This is a genomic window from Lentibacillus sp. CBA3610, from assembly GCF_013373365.1.
GTDB lineage: Bacteria > Bacillota > Bacilli > Bacillales > Amphibacillaceae > Lentibacillus.
Genome location: NZ_CP035925.1, coordinates 3987135 through 4003989 on the forward strand (window position 1 = coordinate 3987135; position 16855 = coordinate 4003989).

The following is a 16855-nucleotide window of genomic DNA, read 5'->3' on the forward strand; positions in this document are numbered from 1 at the left end:
TTTTTTAATCTTCCGGGATATCTTATGCGTAAAGGTTTAAAAGGACTGTTTGAACACCCAACCCGGAAAGCTTTGAATTTTTTTGACACAAAAACAGTTAGCCTTTATTATTATAAAGTAAACCCGACTAAAATGATAAGGAAAGGGTGTTTTGAAATGGCTTCAACGACAAAGGTTCAACCGGTAGATGAAGTAAAAGATCCTGTTCCACGAAATAATACTGATTTAAATAAACCGCAAACGTCACTAATTATTGGTGGACTCATTGCAGGCGCAATCCTGATGATTTATCTTATGGCAACAGAAAATATCGTACAGCCATTACTGCTCGTCATTGGTCTGCTCCTTGGTTATACACTGTTTCATGCACGTTTCGGTTTTACATCGGCGTTTCGCAGGATAATGTCTGTTGGTAATGGGCAGGCATTGAGATCCCATATGTTAATGCTTGCTGTTGCCGTCACATTATTTGCGCCAATCCTGGCATTTGGCTATTCATTTTTTGGAGAAGGCGTGGCCGGTTATGTATCACCGGTTGGTGTGAGTCTTTTAGTAGGCGCTTTTATGTTTGGCATTGGCATGCAGCTTGGCGGCGGATGCGCTTCCGGGACACTTTATGCAGTTGGCGGCGGGCGATCGGTCATGTTTGTCACGCTTTTATTCTTCATTATTGGTTCAACAGTCGGTGCCTATCACCTGCCGTTTTGGACGGAAGACTTACCGGCATTTGAACCTGTTTCGCTGGCAACATCGACCGGATTTGGCTATGGTGGTGCCTGGCTGTTATCGATTGCACTGTTTGGCCTCATTACGTGGATTACGTTAGTCGTGGAAAGAAAGAAGCGACCGCCAAAAATGGCGCCTAAACCATCAGCTTCAGGGTGGAGACGCATTTTCCGCGGTTCATGGCCGTTGTTTGCTGCAGCCATTGCATTAGCCGTTCTGAATGCTCTAACATTGATGGTTCGCGGAACGCCATGGGGCATTACATCAGCTTTTGCTCTATGGGGATCCAAAGCGGCCCAATTTTTAGGCATCGATGTGGCGAGCTGGGGTTATTGGCAAGGTGCTAACGCTGCAGCACTGGAAGCATCCATTTTTTCCGATTCGACGACTGTCCTGAATCTTGGCGTTATTCTAGGCGCGTTTCTTGCATCGGCTGCCGGGGGACTATTCAAATTTTCAAAGATGAATGGAAAAAATGTTACAGCATCTGTTATCGGCGGTCTGATGATGGGCTATGGCGCCCGTCTTGCTTTTGGTTGTAATATTGGTGCATACTTCGGTGGCATTGCGTCATTCAGTCTTCATGGCTATGTCTGGGGCATCCTGGCACTGGCAGGAACCTTCCTGGCCTTGTATCTCAGACCACTATTCGGACTATCGGTACCGAAACCTAAAGACTCGTTTTGTTAGAATGATTATTACAGAGGCTGGCTCTATTACAGGGCCGGCTTTTTTTGTGTCTCCTGCACCGATAGTTCTACCAAGGAAGAGTTGACATACTGAATAGTGTTCTGTATAATTCCAACTAAACTATTCAAAATGAACAAAACAAATTGAACATATTATACTGATCGAACTAGGGGTGGTGAATCATGGTGACTGATAATGATATGCAAAAAATTGAGGAATCACGCGATATTATGATTAGTGCAATTGCCCAGACGATGGTGATTTATGGTGTGACACCGTCTGTGGGCAGGATTTACGGTGTGCTTTATTTTGCGGACAAACCGCTTAATCTGGATGAAATAAAAAATCAGGTTGCGATGAGCAAGGGAAGTGTCAGCACAGGGTTAAGGGATCTTCTTGATACTGAAATGGTGATTAAAGTGTGGAAAAAAGGCGACCGGAAAGATCATTATATTGCCGATAAAGACTTTTTTAAAAACTTTTTTGCCTTTTTCACCAAAATGCTCAGGCAGGAAAGAAACATTACCTTAAGAGCTTATGAACAGGTGGAAGGCACACTGAAAGATATTGCGGAAAATGGTGACTCTGACGAAGCGAAAGAGACGGCCAAAGGGGACCTTGAGGATATAAATCAAACCATGACTTATTTTGACTGGACGCTCAGATTAGCCAATGCAATGGAATCACGGAAGATATTTGAGTATTTTCCAAAACACAAAGGTGGTGATTGCACTGGACAAGAATGATACAGCACTCGTTTTAATCGATGTGCAAAAAGAAAGTGAATTTGGTATCGAGGGCGTCGGTTCAGTTGTGAATAATACAGAGAAGCTAATTGCTGAGTGCCGGAAAGCAGGTATTCCGATCATATTCACACGGCATATTAACCGGGGAGATACGATCGGTCTGTCCAATAAAGAACCTTTGAATGATGAGGGCAGGCCCGTATTTTACGATGATGGAACGGATGCGGTGGAAATCTTTGATCAAATTAAGCCTGAAAAAGGTGATATCGTCATTGATAAATATCGCTGGAGCAGTTTTTATGATACAAGTTTAGATTTGATGCTCAGAAATATGGGAATCAAGCATCTGATTATGGGAGGGTTTGTCACGGACGGCTGTCTGATGACGTCCGTGTTCGATGCTTTTTTCCGTGATTATCAGGTGAATTTAATAAAAGATATGTGCGGTACTACAAATGAAGGCGCGCATATGGCATCTATCATGATTATGGCCAATTGGGTCTATGATTTAGCCGTTTTTGATACGTCGGAAATGATTAAGAAACTAAATGGTGAAAACTATCGGAACTGGGAACCAGACTATCCTGATCAATTACAATTCACACCTGAAAGTATGCGTGAAACATTTAATACGTTAAATAAATAATTTTACATCATAAGAGGAGGACGAATGGGTGTTAAAACGAATGAGATTTTTAGGGTTAACTGCCATTATGATTCTGTTGGTGGTTTTGGCGGCTTGCGGCGGAAGTGGCAATGATGAAAGCAGTGAAAGCAATGGAGACGATGGTGCCTCAAACGAAGAAGCTTCAAATGAATCGTCAAATGGCGATACTGTCAGTGAAATCGGCCAGGAAGAACTGACAATTCCTTACGTTGCATGGGCATCAGCTACAGCCAGCAACCATGTCATGGAAGTTGTACTGGAAGAAGCAGGCTATGACGTTACGCTGCAGCAAGTGCAATGTATACAGGTGTATCCGATGGTTCAGCGGATGCAACTGTTTGTGTATGGCTGCCGCATACGGATGCCAGCTATTGGGAAGAATATAAAGAAGATCTGGTGCATTTAGGACCGAACTTGGAAGAAGCGCCGCTTGGTCTTGTCGTTCCGGAATATATGGATGTCGATTCCATTGAAGATCTGAGAGAGAACACAAATTCAGTCGGCGATAATACAGATTATACCATTACAGGTATTGAGCCAGGTGCTGGCCAAATGCAGCTGACAGAAGAAGACGTAATGCCTGAATATGGATTGGATGATTGGACACTTCAGGCAAGCTCTTCCCCGAGCATGGCAGCTTCATTGGGCGATGCGATTGAAAATGAAGAGCCGATTGTGGTGACGCTTTGGTCGCCGCATTGGACATTCTCTGAATATGATCTAAAATATCTTGAGGATCCGGAAAATATTTACGGCGACCCTGACAACATTAATACAATTGTACGAAGCGGACTGGAAGAAGATGCTCCGAAAGCCCATAAAATTCTTGATCAGTTTAAGTGGTCAAAAGAACAAATCGGTGAAGTTATGGTTAAAATCAACGAAGGAATGGACCCTGCCGAAGCAGCTGAAGAATGGGTCAACAATAACCAGGATACCGTCAGTGAATGGACAAAAGGGACAGAGTAAATATTAGCTGATGAAAGAAGCGGAAACCATATTAATATGGTTTCTGCTTCTTTTCGTTTATTGTCTTGTTTGTATTTTGCTGCAGGTCTAAATATGGGGCACTGAGAATTGAGCAGGATGACAATTGTGTGAAGACAGGCATGCAAGGCTGAAACATGATATAATAAAGATAAATACGTCTTGGGAGATCTTGTGTCATTACCTAAGGAAGATTGAATCTATACTGTGCAGATTATATAACTGCACCAAAAAAATCGCAAGTCGAAATGTATTCTTTGATGAAGAAACGCTGGAGCCGGTGTAGGTCCTGGTACTAAGGTATAGCAAAAAGTTTTAAGAATCAATGCCGGTATAGGGGTTGTATGCTTATGGTATTGACAAATGAGCTTCAAAAAATGACTTATCCTTCAATTAACTCGTGTTCATTTATCCTGTAGTTTACAATTCATTCTGCTTACATAATTGGGGACAAACTATTACAATATATGAGGAAGTATTTTTATTAATTGTCATGTTTACTGAGAGGATGAATAGGATGAGCAGGCAAATCGTCACCTCATCAGATATAAATCGTACTGATTTTGCATCAGAGAAAGAAAATCAAACATCAATCGTGGCGGACCTGAAGTCACTTTTTAAAATTCCGGTGCTGATAGCAAACGCAGTACCGGTCTTTGCCGGATTTTGGCTGGCAATATATTTTACAGGTGCATCTTTTTCAGCTAATTTTGATATATTTCTTCTGACCATTATCGGTAGTACGCTGGTTATGGCCGGAGCACTTGTGATCAATAACTGGTATGATGTCGATATTGATACTGTCATGGACAGGACAAAGTCACGGCCGACGGTGACAGGTAATATTTCGCTCAGGACAGTTCTGTGGATTGGAATGGCAGCAAGTGTCATTGGTTTACTGATGTTGGCCTTTACCACACTTGAAGCGGTCATATATGCATTTATCGGCTGGTTCACTTATGTTTTTCTCTATACCATGTGGTCGAAACGCAAGTATACCCTCAATACGGTGATCGGGAGTGTTTCCGGTGCCGTGACACCACTGATTGGGTGGGCCGCATTGGAGCCTGCCTCACATATTGTACCGATCGTTTTGGCACTCATTATTTTCATTTGGCAGATGCCGCATACATTTGCGATTGCGATTCGTAAATATGATGAGTACAAGGCTGCAAACGTTGCTATGCTGCCGGTTGTATACGGTATGGAGATTACAAAGCGCCAGATGGTTATTTACATCGCGTGTCTTCTGCCGCTGCCGTTTTATTTGTTTTCACTGGGGACAGCCTTCATTGTAATAGCAACGTTGCTCAATATCGGATACCTTGCCCTGGCGATCAGCGGTCTTTTTTCCAGGGATACTGTGAAATGGGCGGATAAAATGTTTATGGTCTCTGTGAATTATTTAATGATTATCTTTGTTGCTGCGATTGTCGTAACATTGCCATGGTTTGGATAAGACGGAGAGATTAGGTCAGTGATGAAATGGGAAAGATGTCATTAAACAGTTAAGGAGGAAATCTTTATGGCAGATATCAAAAAAGGTGACCACAAATTTTATATAGGCGCTGATGAACAGGAACCAAAAGCGGAAATCACATTTAAGGAATCCGGTCATAATGAACTGAACGTGGATCATACGTATGTATCCGAGGAACTACGCGGTGAAGGCGTCGCCGGCAAGCTCGTTGAAAAAATGGTATCGTATGCACGGGACGAAGGAAAGAAGATTGATCCAACATGCCCTTATGCGAAAGAGAAAATGGAAAAAACACCGGAATACCATGATGTACTGACGAAATAACAATCGCGATAAAAAAATAGCTTTTTGGAAAATGTGCCAGGGTTACGCTTCCCTGGCTTTTCTATTATAATAAAGTGTGTAAACCAGTCGGAAGAGGGACAAACCATGCAGAAAGTTGCAAAGATCACTTATGAAAGCATCATGATCCTGCTTGTCATGATTACCATTATAACGATCTGGACGGATGAAACCTATAACACAACAATCAGCTGGGTTGTGTGGGGGATATTTTTTGCTGATTTTACTGTTCGTTTTATTATGTCCAGTTCGAAATGGGCATTTATAAAACAAAACCCATTTCTTCTAATCGCTATCATTCCATTCGATCAATTTTTTCAGATGGCCAGAATTGTACGGGTTATCTATTTATTTCGGATTAAAACCATCACAAAATATTACGTCTTGCCATTTGTTGAAAAGCTGACGTTTCGCTCGAAGTCACTGATCCTGTCCATTATATTATTTTTACTGCTCGGGGAAGCGTTGCTCATTCAAATCGTTGAAAACTCTGTTGAATCCTATTTTGATGCATTGTTCGTGATTTTTGGCTATTTATTGTTTTTTGGCCACAGAGTATTTGAAATCGAGCAAACCATTTCGGTCTGGACCTTAACAGTGGTATCCATTCTCGGCATTGCCATTCAGGGACTGGCACTCCAATGGGGGTTTAATCGGATTGATATTTTTTACAAGTGGTTAAAAGGTAAACGCAACGTTGATTCGGATGAAAGGCGGGGTCTGAAATCAGGCGAATAATAACGTTCAAAACTGATGCTGTTATCAATACTCCCACATAACTCATTTATTATTACCCTCCCGGAAACCGCACATAAAACCCACTGGTACTGTGATGTTTGTCGTTAAAAGATACCTTTGTGTTCTGACGATTCAATCGAAGCATAATCCCTGAAGACTTGGGGATGATATTGTAAAGATTCGCCTGAAAGGAAGTGGAACAAATGTCTGACAAACTGTACGATATAATCGGGGTCGGGATAGGGCCTTATAATCTTGGTTTAGCTGCTCTCTTGGATATTACCCCTGAACTTGATAGCTTATTTTTTGATAAGATGCCAAAGTTTGAATGGCATCCCGGAATGTTAATTGAACGAATGAATTTGACCACCCCTTTTTTAGGGGACCTTGTCACATTCGCTGATCCAACAAGCCGACTCACTTACATCAACTATTTACATGAACACAATCGTCTGTACCAGTTCTACTTTTTTAACAAGTTTCAGATTCCCCGTCAGGAATATAACCATTACCTGCAATGGGTGGCCGATCAATTGGAACAGCTCAACTTCGGTTATAAGGTCGTCGATGTGATCGATCATGAAAAAGCTGCGGAGCCTCACTATGAGGTAGTCGTGGAAGAAACCTCAACTCAAAAACGATCCTCATACTTCACAAAAAACGTTACCATGGCAACCGGAAGTGAACCCTTGGTACTGGACACCATGTCAGGACACCCAAAGGAAGATGTTTTACATACAGATCGCTACATGTACGAAAAGGAAAGCTTAGTTGAATCCCCGCACATTACAATCGTCGGTTCTGGTCAGAGTGCCATCGAGGTTTTACTGAATCTGTTAAAAGAACAGGAAAATAAAGTATTTCAATTGACGTTATTCACCCGTTCCAGCGGCCTATTTCAATTGGAGAAAGCCAAATTTGGCCAGGAGTATTTTTCACCCGATTTTGTTGATTATTTTCATTCGCTCGGCTTTAACCAGCGTCTCGACACATTGGACACATTAGGAACGCTCAGAAAAGGTGTTAATCCACAGACATTGATGGAATTATACGAAACGCTTTACCATAAAACAATTGGCCAAACGGAACAGCCGGTAACCATTCAGCCCAATACAGAAGTGAAACATATAAATCGGAACAATGATAAGTATGTATTGAACTGTCATCAGTGGCAAAAAGAAAATTCCTTTGATTATGAAACGAATAAGGTTATCCTGGCAACAGGTTATAAACCCCATATTCCTGCATGGTTCTATGACCGTTTTAAGGATAAAATTATGTGGGAAGACGAGGACCGTTATAAAGTTACCCGAGATTATCAACTGGCGTTTCATGATCAGCGGGACCACCGTTTTTTCACCATGACCAATTTGGAGCATTCTCATGGCACGGCAGCCACCAACTTGGGATTGGCCGTTCAAAAGAACATTCAAATCATAAACTTGCTTGCCGGACGGGAAGTATTCAAAGACAGACGTGATACCATCTTTCAGCAGTTTACAATGGAAGATGAATACTTGTCCGAAAATGGTAATCCATTTAATTTTCGTAAATCCGGCAGTTGACGTTTATTAACCCCATCGGTCGTTGAAAAGTTTCCATAATCTAATCCGTACTCTTTATTTCATGTTTTCTCCTGCAACTGGACCATTTACGGTGAGCTGCCGATCTTTCCCTTTGAGTGCTCCGGTTAATCCAACGGCGCTTTCTCAACGACACGTCCTATTCGGCCTTTCGTTGTTTCAGCATGCCGGAGTGAACTGATGACAGCTTCCTCAGTTGTTTCGACGACGGCTTGAAAGAGTCCGTTTATGATGGGATGTTCATCACGAAGAAAGCTTATATTTTCCATGAGCGATCCATTGTCATGTTCATGTAAATTAGTCGTTGAAAAAGCGATGGCAATATCGCCGCTGCCATGTGCAATGTGGCTGCCGGTTCTGCCCAGTCCGGCAGCAGTACGTTTGGCAAGCCGTTTCAGCTGCCGGTCATTAAGCGGTGCATCGGTTGCGATTACCATCATAATCGATCCATCAGGAGTGTTCATAGGTATCTTATTGAAATCGGCGAAACGAGCATCTTCCCGTTTGCCGAAATTACTGAGCACGAGGCAGCCGACTGTGTAGCCTTTCACAACACGTGACGCTGTTCCGATTCCACCTTTATACCCGAAGCAAATCATACCTTTACCTGCCCCGACAGCACTTTCCTCAACTGGATCACTCGAGGCATGTTCGATTGCCTGTATCGCATGTTCCGGTTTGACAGCCTGCAGTCGCATTGAATTCAAATAACTGTCATTACACTCGCCAACAACGATATTGAGCGAGCTTGCCGTATCACCGATCTCCGGGTTTTCGTCAAGCATATATTGAAGCGTCCCTTGCATCACAGCTCCAACACTAAACGTATTTGTCAGCATAATAGGTGCTTCCAGCAACCCCAGTTCGTCGACCTGAACAAGTCCGGCTGTCTTGCCGTAGCCATTGATGACCGAACTCGCGGCATGAACCTTGTGCCGAAAAAGACTGCCACTATGCGGCAAAATGGCGGTAACTCCTGTGCAGATGGTATCCTTATGACTGATATGTTCATATAGCGTAACATGGCCGACATTCACATCAGCTATATCGGTGATACAATTATTTGGTCCTCTTCGCAGTTGCATAATGTTACCCCTTTATATAATAGATTTATATAGTATTATAGCAGATAAGATTTTTTCATAGTAATTAAGGTGAAAACCAGTGGATTTCACGTTTTTTATCAAACGTTCACATGACGGTTATATCACATCTAATGAATCTGAAATAGACGGAGGACATACAATGACACTAACCTGGGTATTTGTAAAGATTGCTTGCATTGTTTTGAGTATTGCAGCAGGACTGATCTTTTTTAACGTAAGCAGTCCTTTATCGAAGTCATTTAAAAAACAGCAATTAGAAGAAAGTGTTTCACTCATTATCAATCTTGTTTCATATGGGCAGGAAAAGTGTTATTGAATATTGAACTATTCGTGACAGATCCACTGGCAGTGCTTGCCTACTCAAGTGATTCAAATGCCTTTTATGTTGCGGTTCTTTTATTGGTTTTCAACAGAAAAATTCAAAAGTCAACGCTGTCCTTTCCTCTCTTGTTCCGATATTTCTGGCATCAGCGTTTGTCTATGAATTCATTGAGTCGTTTTGAATGACAATGTACTGTCCTGGGGCATTTGGGAATTCTTTTGATCGTGTCGGTCTTCTTTTTAATCATACATGAAAAGCGCTCTGCTATCATGATGACAGGCATGGTTTTCGCTGTTTGGAGCTTGGGGCAAACTATTTTACTATTCGTGTTGCCGTATACGACCCTTTATGGCTACATAATGTCCCAGTGGTTTTTGATTCTTGTATTCATCATGAGTGTAACTGTCCTAATATATGACATGAAGAAGGTGAAATCACATGGTTTGCAAACCTGGGATAAGGGGAGGTTTTTCATATGAAAAAAGCAGTAATTATTGTTGTCTTGACTGGGATGTTTGCCTGGGCGGTGTATGATTTTGTTATTGATTCACAGGATGATCAGAGCGCTCAGACCGCTGAAAAAAATGACTTTACGGTAGAGGAAAGTTCGGCTGAAGAATCGGAAAGAGCTGAGGGGAGCACTGATGCCCCTGATGAGCATACCGGGGAGGATACAGTAGGGATTGAAGAAGGCGATCTGGCACCGGATTTCCAATTGGAGACGATGGAAGGGGAACACGTTAAATTATCCGATTTGCGCGGCCAGCGTGTCATGGTGAATTTTTGGGCAACGTGGTGTCCGCCTTGCCGTGCTGAGATACCGGATATGCAGAAGTTCTATGAAAATAAAGATGTAGAGATTTTGGCAGTCAACCTGACCGATACGGAAAGCGACAGAAGTGATGTGGAAGAGTTTGCTGAGGCGTATGACATGACTTTTCCCGTATTGATGGATGAAAACACAGAGGTTGCTGATAAGTATCAAATACAGCCTATCCCGACATCCTTTATGATTGATTCTGACGGGCGGATCCAGTTCAGGGCATTTGGTCCTATGAACTATGAGCTGATGGTGCAGGCATTTGAAAAGATGGATTAATTTAATGACCTTCTGGCGTAAAGTGCGGTGCCGGGCTTATCCAAAAAACAATCGAACAGAGTCATTAATCGATCGCGTTTGTTAAAAAATCGATTGAGCAGCCATCAAAGATAATAGTGTACGTTTGAAAAATTATGTCACAGTAACTTTCAAACGTTAGACACAAAATTTAACCTCCTTCTCACTACTACAATCGTATCGGTATCTGAAAAAGGGGCGTCATTTTTTTATTTTTTCACGCCCCTTTTTGTGATTTTCTTTCGATTGTAGTCACAAAGAAGGTGGTATTTTTGCATTCCCTTCCCATAGAGTGCTATACTATAAAAAATTCAAATATGAATGCAAAATGTTCCTTCGGGGTCGGGTGAAATTCCCAATCGGCGGTGATGAAGCCAGCTTCTGAGTCCGCTACCCGTGCGGTTTTTGACCAAGCGGTGGATCCGGTGAAACTCCGGAACCGACAGTGACAGTCTGGATGGGAGAAGGAATTTTTCAAATCGTTTATTTAAGGTGAAGTGTAGGTAATTGATGTTGTCAATTACGATAAGCTTTGCCGTATTTGACAATAAACGATATGATTAAAATTCTGCCCTTACGCCTCTGAAGTGAATTCAGGGGCTTTTTTAGTGTCTAAGAAAGAAGCGGAGCGTTACGAAACCTCCGAATGGTTTGAAAAAGGAGGAATCAGTCATGAACGATGAACATTATATGCAAATGGCCCTTAACCTGGCCAGCTCTGTTTCAGGGCAAACGGGTCCGAATCCGCCGGTTGGTGCGGTTGTTGTCAGGAATGGCGAAATCCTGGGAGTAGGCGCGCATTTGAAGGCAGGTGAGCCGCATGCGGAAGCTCATGCACTCCAAATGGCCGGTGATAAAGCAAAAGGTGCAACAATTTATGTCACGCTTGAGCCGTGCAGCCATCATGGCAAAACACCACCGTGTGCTGACCTGATCATTGAAAAGGGGTTAAGCCGGGCGGTTATTGCCATAAAGGATCCGAATGAAAAAGTTGCAGGGCGCGGGATTGAAAAGTTAAAAGCAGCAGGTGTTGATGTTGAATCAGGTGTGCTGCTAAAAGAGGCAGCAGCAGTTAACAAACATTTTTTCCATTACACCCGGACCAAAACGCCGTATGTCACGATGAAGTCTGCTGTCAGCCTGGATGGGAAAACGGCAACACATACGGGTGACAGTAAATGGGTGACGGGCGAGGCGGCAAGGCGCGATGTCCATCAGTACCGTCATACCCATGATGCGATTCTGGCGGGTGTGAATACGGTTCTTGCTGACAATCCAAGTCTGACAGCACGAATTCCGAACGGCGGCAGGAATCCCCTGCGCATCATTCTGGACAGCAATCTGCGCACGCCGACGGATGCAAATGTGGTTAATGATCGCCAAGCTGATACGTGGATTATTACCGGGGATCATATCAGCGAAGTGTCAATGAAGCCGTTTGAGGAAAAAAACAGTGTGACGATTATACCGCTTAACTCACTGGATCCCGTCACGGTACTTAACTACCTGGGAAGCAGGAAGATCATGTCATTATTCGTTGAAGGCGGTGCTTCGGTTAACGGATCTTTTCTTGAAAGCGGAAAAATCAATCAGCTTGTGCAATATATGGCACCTAAACTGATTGGCGGAAAAGATGCGCCTTCATCCATTGCGGGTAACGGCTTTAAGCATTTAACAGAAACGCTGTCACTTTATATCACTAATGTGGAAATGATCGGTGAGGACATTAAAATCATAGCGGAACCGCGAAAGGGCGATACAAATGTTTACGGGGATAATTGAAGAAAAAGGCACCATTAAACAAATAAACCATGTCTCGGAAAAATCAATCGAAATGAAAATTGAATCAGCAAAAATGACGGAAGATGTTCGGATTGGGGACAGCATTTCGGTCAATGGTATCTGTCTGACCGTAACGGACTTTGCGGATACAAGTTTTCGGGTGGATGTCATGCCGGAAACGATGAATGCAACTTCCCTCAGGGTGCTGGCGGAAGGGTCAAATGTGAACCTTGAGCGTTCGATGCCTGCAAACGGCAGATTTGGCGGCCATTTTGTATCTGGTCATGTAGATGGAACCGGTACAATCATCCGAAAAGAACAACAGGAAAATGCAATTTATTACGATGTGGAAATGCCGGACGAACTGGCCATTTACTTTATTATGAAAGGCTCTGTCGCAGTTGATGGTGTCAGCCTGACAGTATTCGGCATCAGCGGCAGTACGTTTACGATATCACTCATCCCCCATACAGTATCCGAGACAGTATTGGGCGACAAAGGTGAGGGTGACATCGTGAATATTGAATGTGACATGCTGGCCAAACATGTAAAAAATATGCTCAATCACCAGCACCGTATAAATTGATTCAAAAACGAAGGAAGTGGACAACGTGTTTCATACAATTGAGGAAGCGATTAACGATTTGAAAGCAGGAAAGCCGGTGATTGTAGTCGATGATGAGGACCGCGAAAATGAAGGCGACCTGGTGGCATTATCGGAAAAATCGACACCGGAGATGATTAATTTTATGATTACACATGGAAAGGGGCTTGTGTGTACATCCATTAAATCGGAGTTAGCTGAGAAATTAAAGCTGCCTTTAATGACGCGTCAGACCAGCGACCCGTTCAGAACAGCTTTCACTGTCAGCATCGACCACAACGATACAACGACGGGTATCAGCGCAGACGAGCGTTCGAAAACAATCCGGGCGCTGCTTAATCCGGGCGTTAAAGAGGAAGACTTTAAGCAGCCGGGTCACGTGTTTCCGCTGATTGCCAAAGATGGCGGCGTTCTAACACGAGAGGGTCATACAGAAGCTTCTGTCGATCTGGCTGAGCTGAGCGGTGCCTTCCCTTCAGGTGTCATTTGTGAAATTATCAAAGATGATGGCACAATGGCGCGGGTGCCGGATTTACGTAAAATGGCTGAGGAATTTGAGCTGAAGCTGATATCGATTGCAGATCTGATTGCTTACCGGAAGCAGCATGAAGTGCATGTCAGCCGTGCTGTGAAAACAACGCTGCCGACCGATTTTGGCACGTTTGCCGTGTACGGATACACGAATGATTTGGATGATAAGGAACACATTGCGCTCGTGAAAGGTGATGTTCATGAAAAAGAGACAGTGCTGACCAGAGTACATTCCGAATGCCTGACAGGTGATGTATTTGGCTCTTACCGCTGTGATTGCGGACCACAGCTGCATGAAGCCTTGAATAAAATTAATGAGGCAGGTGCCGGCGTTTTAGTGTACATGCGTCAGGAGGGGCGTGGTATCGGGCTGATCAATAAACTGCGTGCCTACCAGCTGCAGGATGCCGGAATGGATACGGTTGAAGCGAATGAGCAGCTGGGTTTTGCTCCGGATATGCGCGAGTATGATATAAGTGCTCAGATTTTAAAAGATATAGGCGCAGAAAAAGTAAATCTGTTAACCAATAACCCGGAAAAAATGCGGGGACTCCAGTCTCATGGCATTCAAATCAATGCTCGGATACCGATTGAAACAGGGACACACGAGGAAAATGAACGCTACATGCACACGAAATATCAAAAGATGGGCCATTTATTCAGTTTTCATCATAACTAGAGGAGATGATCAATTTGGGAAAAACATTTGAAGGCAGCCTTGTTGGATCAGACTTAAAAGTTGGCATTGTTGTGGCACGGTTTAATGACTTTATTACGAGCAAACTGCTGGAAGGGGCAGAAGACACCCTGAAACGGCATGGTGTACAGGAAGATAACATCGACATTGCCTGGGTGCCGGGAGCATTTGAAATTCCAGTGGTTGCCAAAAAAATGGCGGTTAAAGAAGAATACGATGCTGTCGTGACACTTGGGGCGGTCATCCGCGGATCAACGCCTCATTTTGACTATGTCTGCAATGAAGCTGCCAAAGGGATATCCAGTGCCGCGATGCAATCTGGTAAGCCGGTTATTTTTGGTGTATTAACGACTGAAACCATTAAACAGGCCATTGAACGGGCAGGAACAAAGGCCGGCAATAAAGGATCGGAAGCAGCAGCTGCAGCAATCGAAACAGCAAATGTCGTCAAAGAGTTGGATAAATGAACGTCCGGGGAAACTGCTCCTGTATGGATGATTGACGTATTCAGTAAGTATTTTTCCTGTTCTATTCAAGTTAATGGTGACAACTTCAGCCAAATACGTATTCCCCAATATCTCATGATGGCAAAGTATCCGTCAGTACGATAAACTGGGGGGTAGAGAGATTTGTATGTCTGGAGGAAGTTACCATTAAAATTTTAGTCTATCAAATAATCGGGTTGGGTATTATCTGGATTGGAATGGCGTTCTTTTTTCAGGAGATGAATCCGTTCAGTAAGTTTATCTTTTACGCTGCCACATCCTGGCTGTTATTTTTGATTGTTATTTTCATAAAACAGCTGATCAGGAACCGGAAAAATGATGAAGATTCAACAATAGGAAGGTAATATGATGCTCACGGTTGAGAATTTATTTAAATCTTATGGCGACAAAACATTACTGAATCATATTTCATGTATGATCAAACCGAATGCCCGTATTGGCTTGATTGGTGTCAATGGAACCGGGAAATCAACATTTTTGAAAGTGATTGCTGGAATCGATACAGCGGAGCAAGGCACTATCGACCATGCAAAGGATTATCAGATTGAATATTTGGCGCAGGAACCTGAGTTGGACAATGACTTAACCGTCATCGAACAAATCTACTACGGGGAAGCAGTCATTATGAAGGTCATGCGTGAATATGAACAGGTTCTTCTTGATCTGCAGCGTGATCCGGAAAATGAAAAAAATCAGGAGCGGCTGCTGAATAAACAGCGGCTGATGGATGAGCAGGATGCGTGGGAAGCTAATACAGCGGCCAAAACAATTCTCACGCAATTAGGGATTACTGATTTTCATAAAAACGTTTCCGAGCTCTCAGGCGGTCAAAAAAAGCGGGTGGCCATTGCGAAGGCATTGATTCAGCCTGCTGATCTCCTCATTCTTGATGAGCCGACCAATCATCTTGATAATGAAACGGTGGAATGGCTGGAGAAATATTTGGCATCGTATAAAGGGGCGTTAATGCTTGTAACGCATGACCGCTACTTTCTAAATCGGGTCACGAATCAAATTTTTGAACTGGATAAAGGGAATCTTTATATTTATGAGGGCAATTATGAATTGTTCCTGGAGAAAAAAACCGAACGGGAAGCATTGGAAAGAAGCTACGAGGAAAAGCACCACAACACGCTGCGGCGCGAACTCGCCTGGCTGAAACGGGGGCCAAAAGCACGAGGAACAAAGCAAAAAGCACGGGTTGAACGGGTACAGGAAATGCAAAAACAAACATTTAATACCGAATCCCGTGATGTGTCGTTTGAAGCGGGCTCAACGCGACTTGGGAATAAAGTGATTGAACTGGAAGGAATCGAAAAAGGATATGGCTCCAATCAGCTGATCCGTGATTTTGATTTCTTAGTCGTCCCCGGTGACCGTCTTGGTATTGTCGGGCCGAATGGTTCAGGTAAAACGACTTTGCTGAATATAATGGCCGGACGATTGAAACCTGATGAGGGTGAGATTGAGACAGGACAAACCGTCAAAATCGGCTATTATACACAGGGTGATGAAGAACTTGATGACGATAAACGCCTTATTGAATACATTCGGGAAGTTGCTGAGGTTATCCATACGAAAAACGGGGATGAAATTACAGCAGAACAGATGCTGGAGCGGTTTTTATTCTCACGTCGCGAACAATGGAATTATATCCGGAAACTATCCGGCGGGGAAAGGCGGCGCCTCTATCTGTTAAGAGTGCTTATGTCAGAGCCGAATGTTCTATTGCTGGATGAGCCGACCAATGACCTGGACACACAGACATTGGGGGTTCTGGAGGAATACCTGGACCAATTCCCGGGGGTGGTCATTACCGTATCACACGACAGATATTTTCTTGACCGCGTCGTTGATCATATGCTTGTTTTCCGTGACAATAGTCCAATTGAGCATTTTTACGGTAATTACAGTGAATTTTTGGAGCGGGAAAAGCAACAGCAAAAACAGCAATCGTCAAAACCGGTGAAAAGAGAGCAGAAGAGACCTGCGCAGAAAAAGAAGATGTCCTATCATGACAAAATGGAATGGGAAACGATCGAGGACGATATAACAGAATTGGAAACGGCACTGGAGGAATTGCAGGAACGGATAGCCGGTGCTGGAAGTGATGCTGAAAAAGTGCAGGAGCTTTATAAAGAGCAACAGGAAACAGAAACAAAATTGGAGGCAAAAATGGAGCGCTGGGAAGAGCTTTCCTTAATAGCAGAAGAGTTGGAACAATAATTGGT

17 protein-coding genes and 1 riboswitch are annotated in these 16855 nt (G+C 43.4%); of the genes, 16 read left to right on the plus strand and 1 reads right to left on the minus strand.

The genetic code is table 11. The features are described from left to right. The first annotated feature begins 156 nt into the window (after positions 1-156). The 9 genes from Len3610_RS19970 (at position 157) to Len3610_RS20005 (ending at position 7941) form a co-directional block, all read left to right on the plus strand. The gene (locus tag Len3610_RS19970) at positions 157-1416 is read left to right on the plus strand and encodes a YeeE/YedE family protein (RefSeq protein WP_176449459.1); all 1260 of its coding nucleotides are present in this window, start codon (positions 157-159) and stop codon (positions 1414-1416) included. Between the two features lie 182 nt (positions 1417-1598). After that, on the plus strand, positions 1599-2162 hold the full coding sequence (locus Len3610_RS19975; RefSeq protein WP_176449460.1) for a GbsR/MarR family transcriptional regulator: 564 nt from the start codon (positions 1599-1601) through the stop codon (positions 2160-2162). Then, a complete protein-coding gene (locus tag Len3610_RS19980; protein WP_255259712.1) occupies positions 2113-2808 on the plus strand; it encodes a cysteine hydrolase family protein in 696 nt (231 codons plus the stop codon). The genes Len3610_RS19975 and Len3610_RS19980 overlap by 50 nt, the downstream gene beginning before the upstream one ends. Positions 2809-2836: 28 nt before the next feature. Continuing rightward, positions 2837-3235: a hypothetical protein gene (locus Len3610_RS22065; RefSeq protein ID WP_369693615.1), complete on the plus strand. Its 399-nt coding sequence runs from the start codon at positions 2837-2839 to the stop codon at positions 3233-3235. After that, positions 3127-3798: a glycine betaine ABC transporter substrate-binding protein gene (locus tag Len3610_RS19985; RefSeq protein ID WP_369693616.1), complete on the plus strand. Its 672-nt coding sequence runs from the start codon at positions 3127-3129 to the stop codon at positions 3796-3798. Before Len3610_RS22065 ends, Len3610_RS19985 begins: the two co-directional genes overlap by 109 nt. 535 nt (positions 3799-4333) lie before the next feature. Further along, entirely contained in the window at positions 4334-5275 is a 942-nt protein-coding gene (gene cyoE / locus Len3610_RS19990) for a heme o synthase (RefSeq protein WP_176449461.1), read from the plus strand. Between the two features lie 66 nt (positions 5276-5341). Beyond that, positions 5342-5620 (plus strand): GNAT family N-acetyltransferase, encoded by a 279-nt coding sequence (locus tag Len3610_RS19995; RefSeq protein WP_176449462.1) that lies wholly within the window; start codon positions 5342-5344, stop codon positions 5618-5620. A 105-nt stretch (positions 5621-5725) separates the two neighbouring features. Next, complete coding sequence (locus Len3610_RS20000) at positions 5726-6376, plus strand: transporter (RefSeq protein WP_176449463.1); 651 nt, start codon at positions 5726-5728, stop codon at positions 6374-6376. A gap of 203 nt (positions 6377-6579) precedes the next feature. Beyond that, the gene (locus tag Len3610_RS20005) at positions 6580-7941 is read left to right on the plus strand and encodes a lysine N(6)-hydroxylase/L-ornithine N(5)-oxygenase family protein (RefSeq protein ID WP_176449464.1); all 1362 of its coding nucleotides are present in this window, start codon (positions 6580-6582) and stop codon (positions 7939-7941) included. A gap of 125 nt (positions 7942-8066) precedes the next feature. Here the strand turns inward: Len3610_RS20005 and Len3610_RS20010 are convergent, their stop codons facing one another. After that, complete coding sequence (locus Len3610_RS20010) at positions 8067-9044, minus strand: DmpA family aminopeptidase (protein ID WP_176449465.1); 978 nt, start codon at positions 9042-9044, stop codon at positions 8067-8069. 160 nt (positions 9045-9204) lie between these two features. Here Len3610_RS20010 and Len3610_RS20015 point away from each other — a divergent pair, with 160 nt between their 5' ends. The 7 genes from Len3610_RS20015 to Len3610_RS20045 all read left to right on the plus strand — a co-directional run bounded on the left by Len3610_RS20015 (position 9205) and on the right by Len3610_RS20045 (position 16850). Further along, entirely contained in the window at positions 9205-9381 is a 177-nt protein-coding gene (locus Len3610_RS20015) for a hypothetical protein (RefSeq protein ID WP_176449466.1), read from the plus strand. 481 nt (positions 9382-9862) lie between these two features. Then, a complete protein-coding gene (locus tag Len3610_RS20020; RefSeq protein WP_176449467.1) occupies positions 9863-10486 on the plus strand; it encodes a peroxiredoxin family protein in 624 nt (207 codons plus the stop codon). A gap of 346 nt (positions 10487-10832) precedes the next feature. Beyond that, positions 10833-10977, plus strand: a riboswitch (FMN riboswitch). A 199-nt stretch (positions 10978-11176) separates the two neighbouring features. Next, entirely contained in the window at positions 11177-12286 is a 1110-nt protein-coding gene (ribD, locus tag Len3610_RS20025; protein WP_176449468.1) for a bifunctional diaminohydroxyphosphoribosylaminopyrimidine deaminase/5-amino-6-(5-phosphoribosylamino)uracil reductase RibD, read from the plus strand. Beyond that, positions 12267-12872 (plus strand): riboflavin synthase, encoded by a 606-nt coding sequence (gene ribE / locus Len3610_RS20030; RefSeq protein ID WP_176449469.1) that lies wholly within the window; start codon positions 12267-12269, stop codon positions 12870-12872. The genes ribD and ribE (Len3610_RS20030) overlap by 20 nt, the downstream gene beginning before the upstream one ends. Before the next feature lie 25 nt (positions 12873-12897). Then, the gene (locus tag Len3610_RS20035) at positions 12898-14100 is read left to right on the plus strand and encodes a bifunctional 3,4-dihydroxy-2-butanone-4-phosphate synthase/GTP cyclohydrolase II (RefSeq protein ID WP_176449470.1); all 1203 of its coding nucleotides are present in this window, start codon (positions 12898-12900) and stop codon (positions 14098-14100) included. A gap of 14 nt (positions 14101-14114) precedes the next feature. Continuing rightward, entirely contained in the window at positions 14115-14585 is a 471-nt protein-coding gene (gene ribE, locus Len3610_RS20040; RefSeq protein ID WP_255259713.1) for a 6,7-dimethyl-8-ribityllumazine synthase, read from the plus strand. Between the two features lie 387 nt (positions 14586-14972). Further along, the gene (locus Len3610_RS20045) at positions 14973-16850 is read left to right on the plus strand and encodes an ABC-F family ATP-binding cassette domain-containing protein (protein WP_176449760.1); all 1878 of its coding nucleotides are present in this window, start codon (positions 14973-14975) and stop codon (positions 16848-16850) included. Positions 16851-16855: the final 5 nt, after the last annotated feature.

Excerpts from the sequence above, each read along its gene's own strand:
- Len3610_RS20020 (WP_176449467.1), top strand. The coding sequence starts at position 9,863 with ATGAAAAAAGCAGTAATTATTGTTGTCTTGACTGGGATGTTTGCCTGG.
- Len3610_RS20000 (WP_176449463.1), top strand. The coding sequence starts at position 5,726 with ATGCAGAAAGTTGCAAAGATCACTTATGAAAGCATCATGATCCTGCTT.
- Len3610_RS20015 (WP_176449466.1), top strand. The coding sequence starts at position 9,205 with ATGACACTAACCTGGGTATTTGTAAAGATTGCTTGCATTGTTTTGAGT.
- Len3610_RS20010 (WP_176449465.1), bottom strand. The coding sequence starts at position 9,044 with ATGCAACTGCGAAGAGGACCAAATAATTGTATCACCGATATAGCTGAT.
- Len3610_RS20045 (WP_176449760.1), top strand. The coding sequence starts at position 14,973 with ATGCTCACGGTTGAGAATTTATTTAAATCTTATGGCGACAAAACATTA.
- Len3610_RS19985 (WP_369693616.1), top strand. The coding sequence starts at position 3,127 with ATGTATACAGGTGTATCCGATGGTTCAGCGGATGCAACTGTTTGTGTA.
- Len3610_RS19975 (WP_176449460.1), top strand. The coding sequence starts at position 1,599 with ATGGTGACTGATAATGATATGCAAAAAATTGAGGAATCACGCGATATT.
- ribD (WP_176449468.1), top strand. The coding sequence starts at position 11,177 with ATGAACGATGAACATTATATGCAAATGGCCCTTAACCTGGCCAGCTCT.
- ribE (WP_176449469.1), top strand. The coding sequence starts at position 12,267 with ATGTTTACGGGGATAATTGAAGAAAAAGGCACCATTAAACAAATAAAC.
- Len3610_RS19970 (WP_176449459.1), top strand. The coding sequence starts at position 157 with ATGGCTTCAACGACAAAGGTTCAACCGGTAGATGAAGTAAAAGATCCT.
- cyoE (WP_176449461.1), top strand. The coding sequence starts at position 4,334 with ATGAGCAGGCAAATCGTCACCTCATCAGATATAAATCGTACTGATTTT.
- Len3610_RS20005 (WP_176449464.1), top strand. The coding sequence starts at position 6,580 with ATGTCTGACAAACTGTACGATATAATCGGGGTCGGGATAGGGCCTTAT.
- Len3610_RS19995 (WP_176449462.1), top strand. The coding sequence starts at position 5,342 with ATGGCAGATATCAAAAAAGGTGACCACAAATTTTATATAGGCGCTGAT.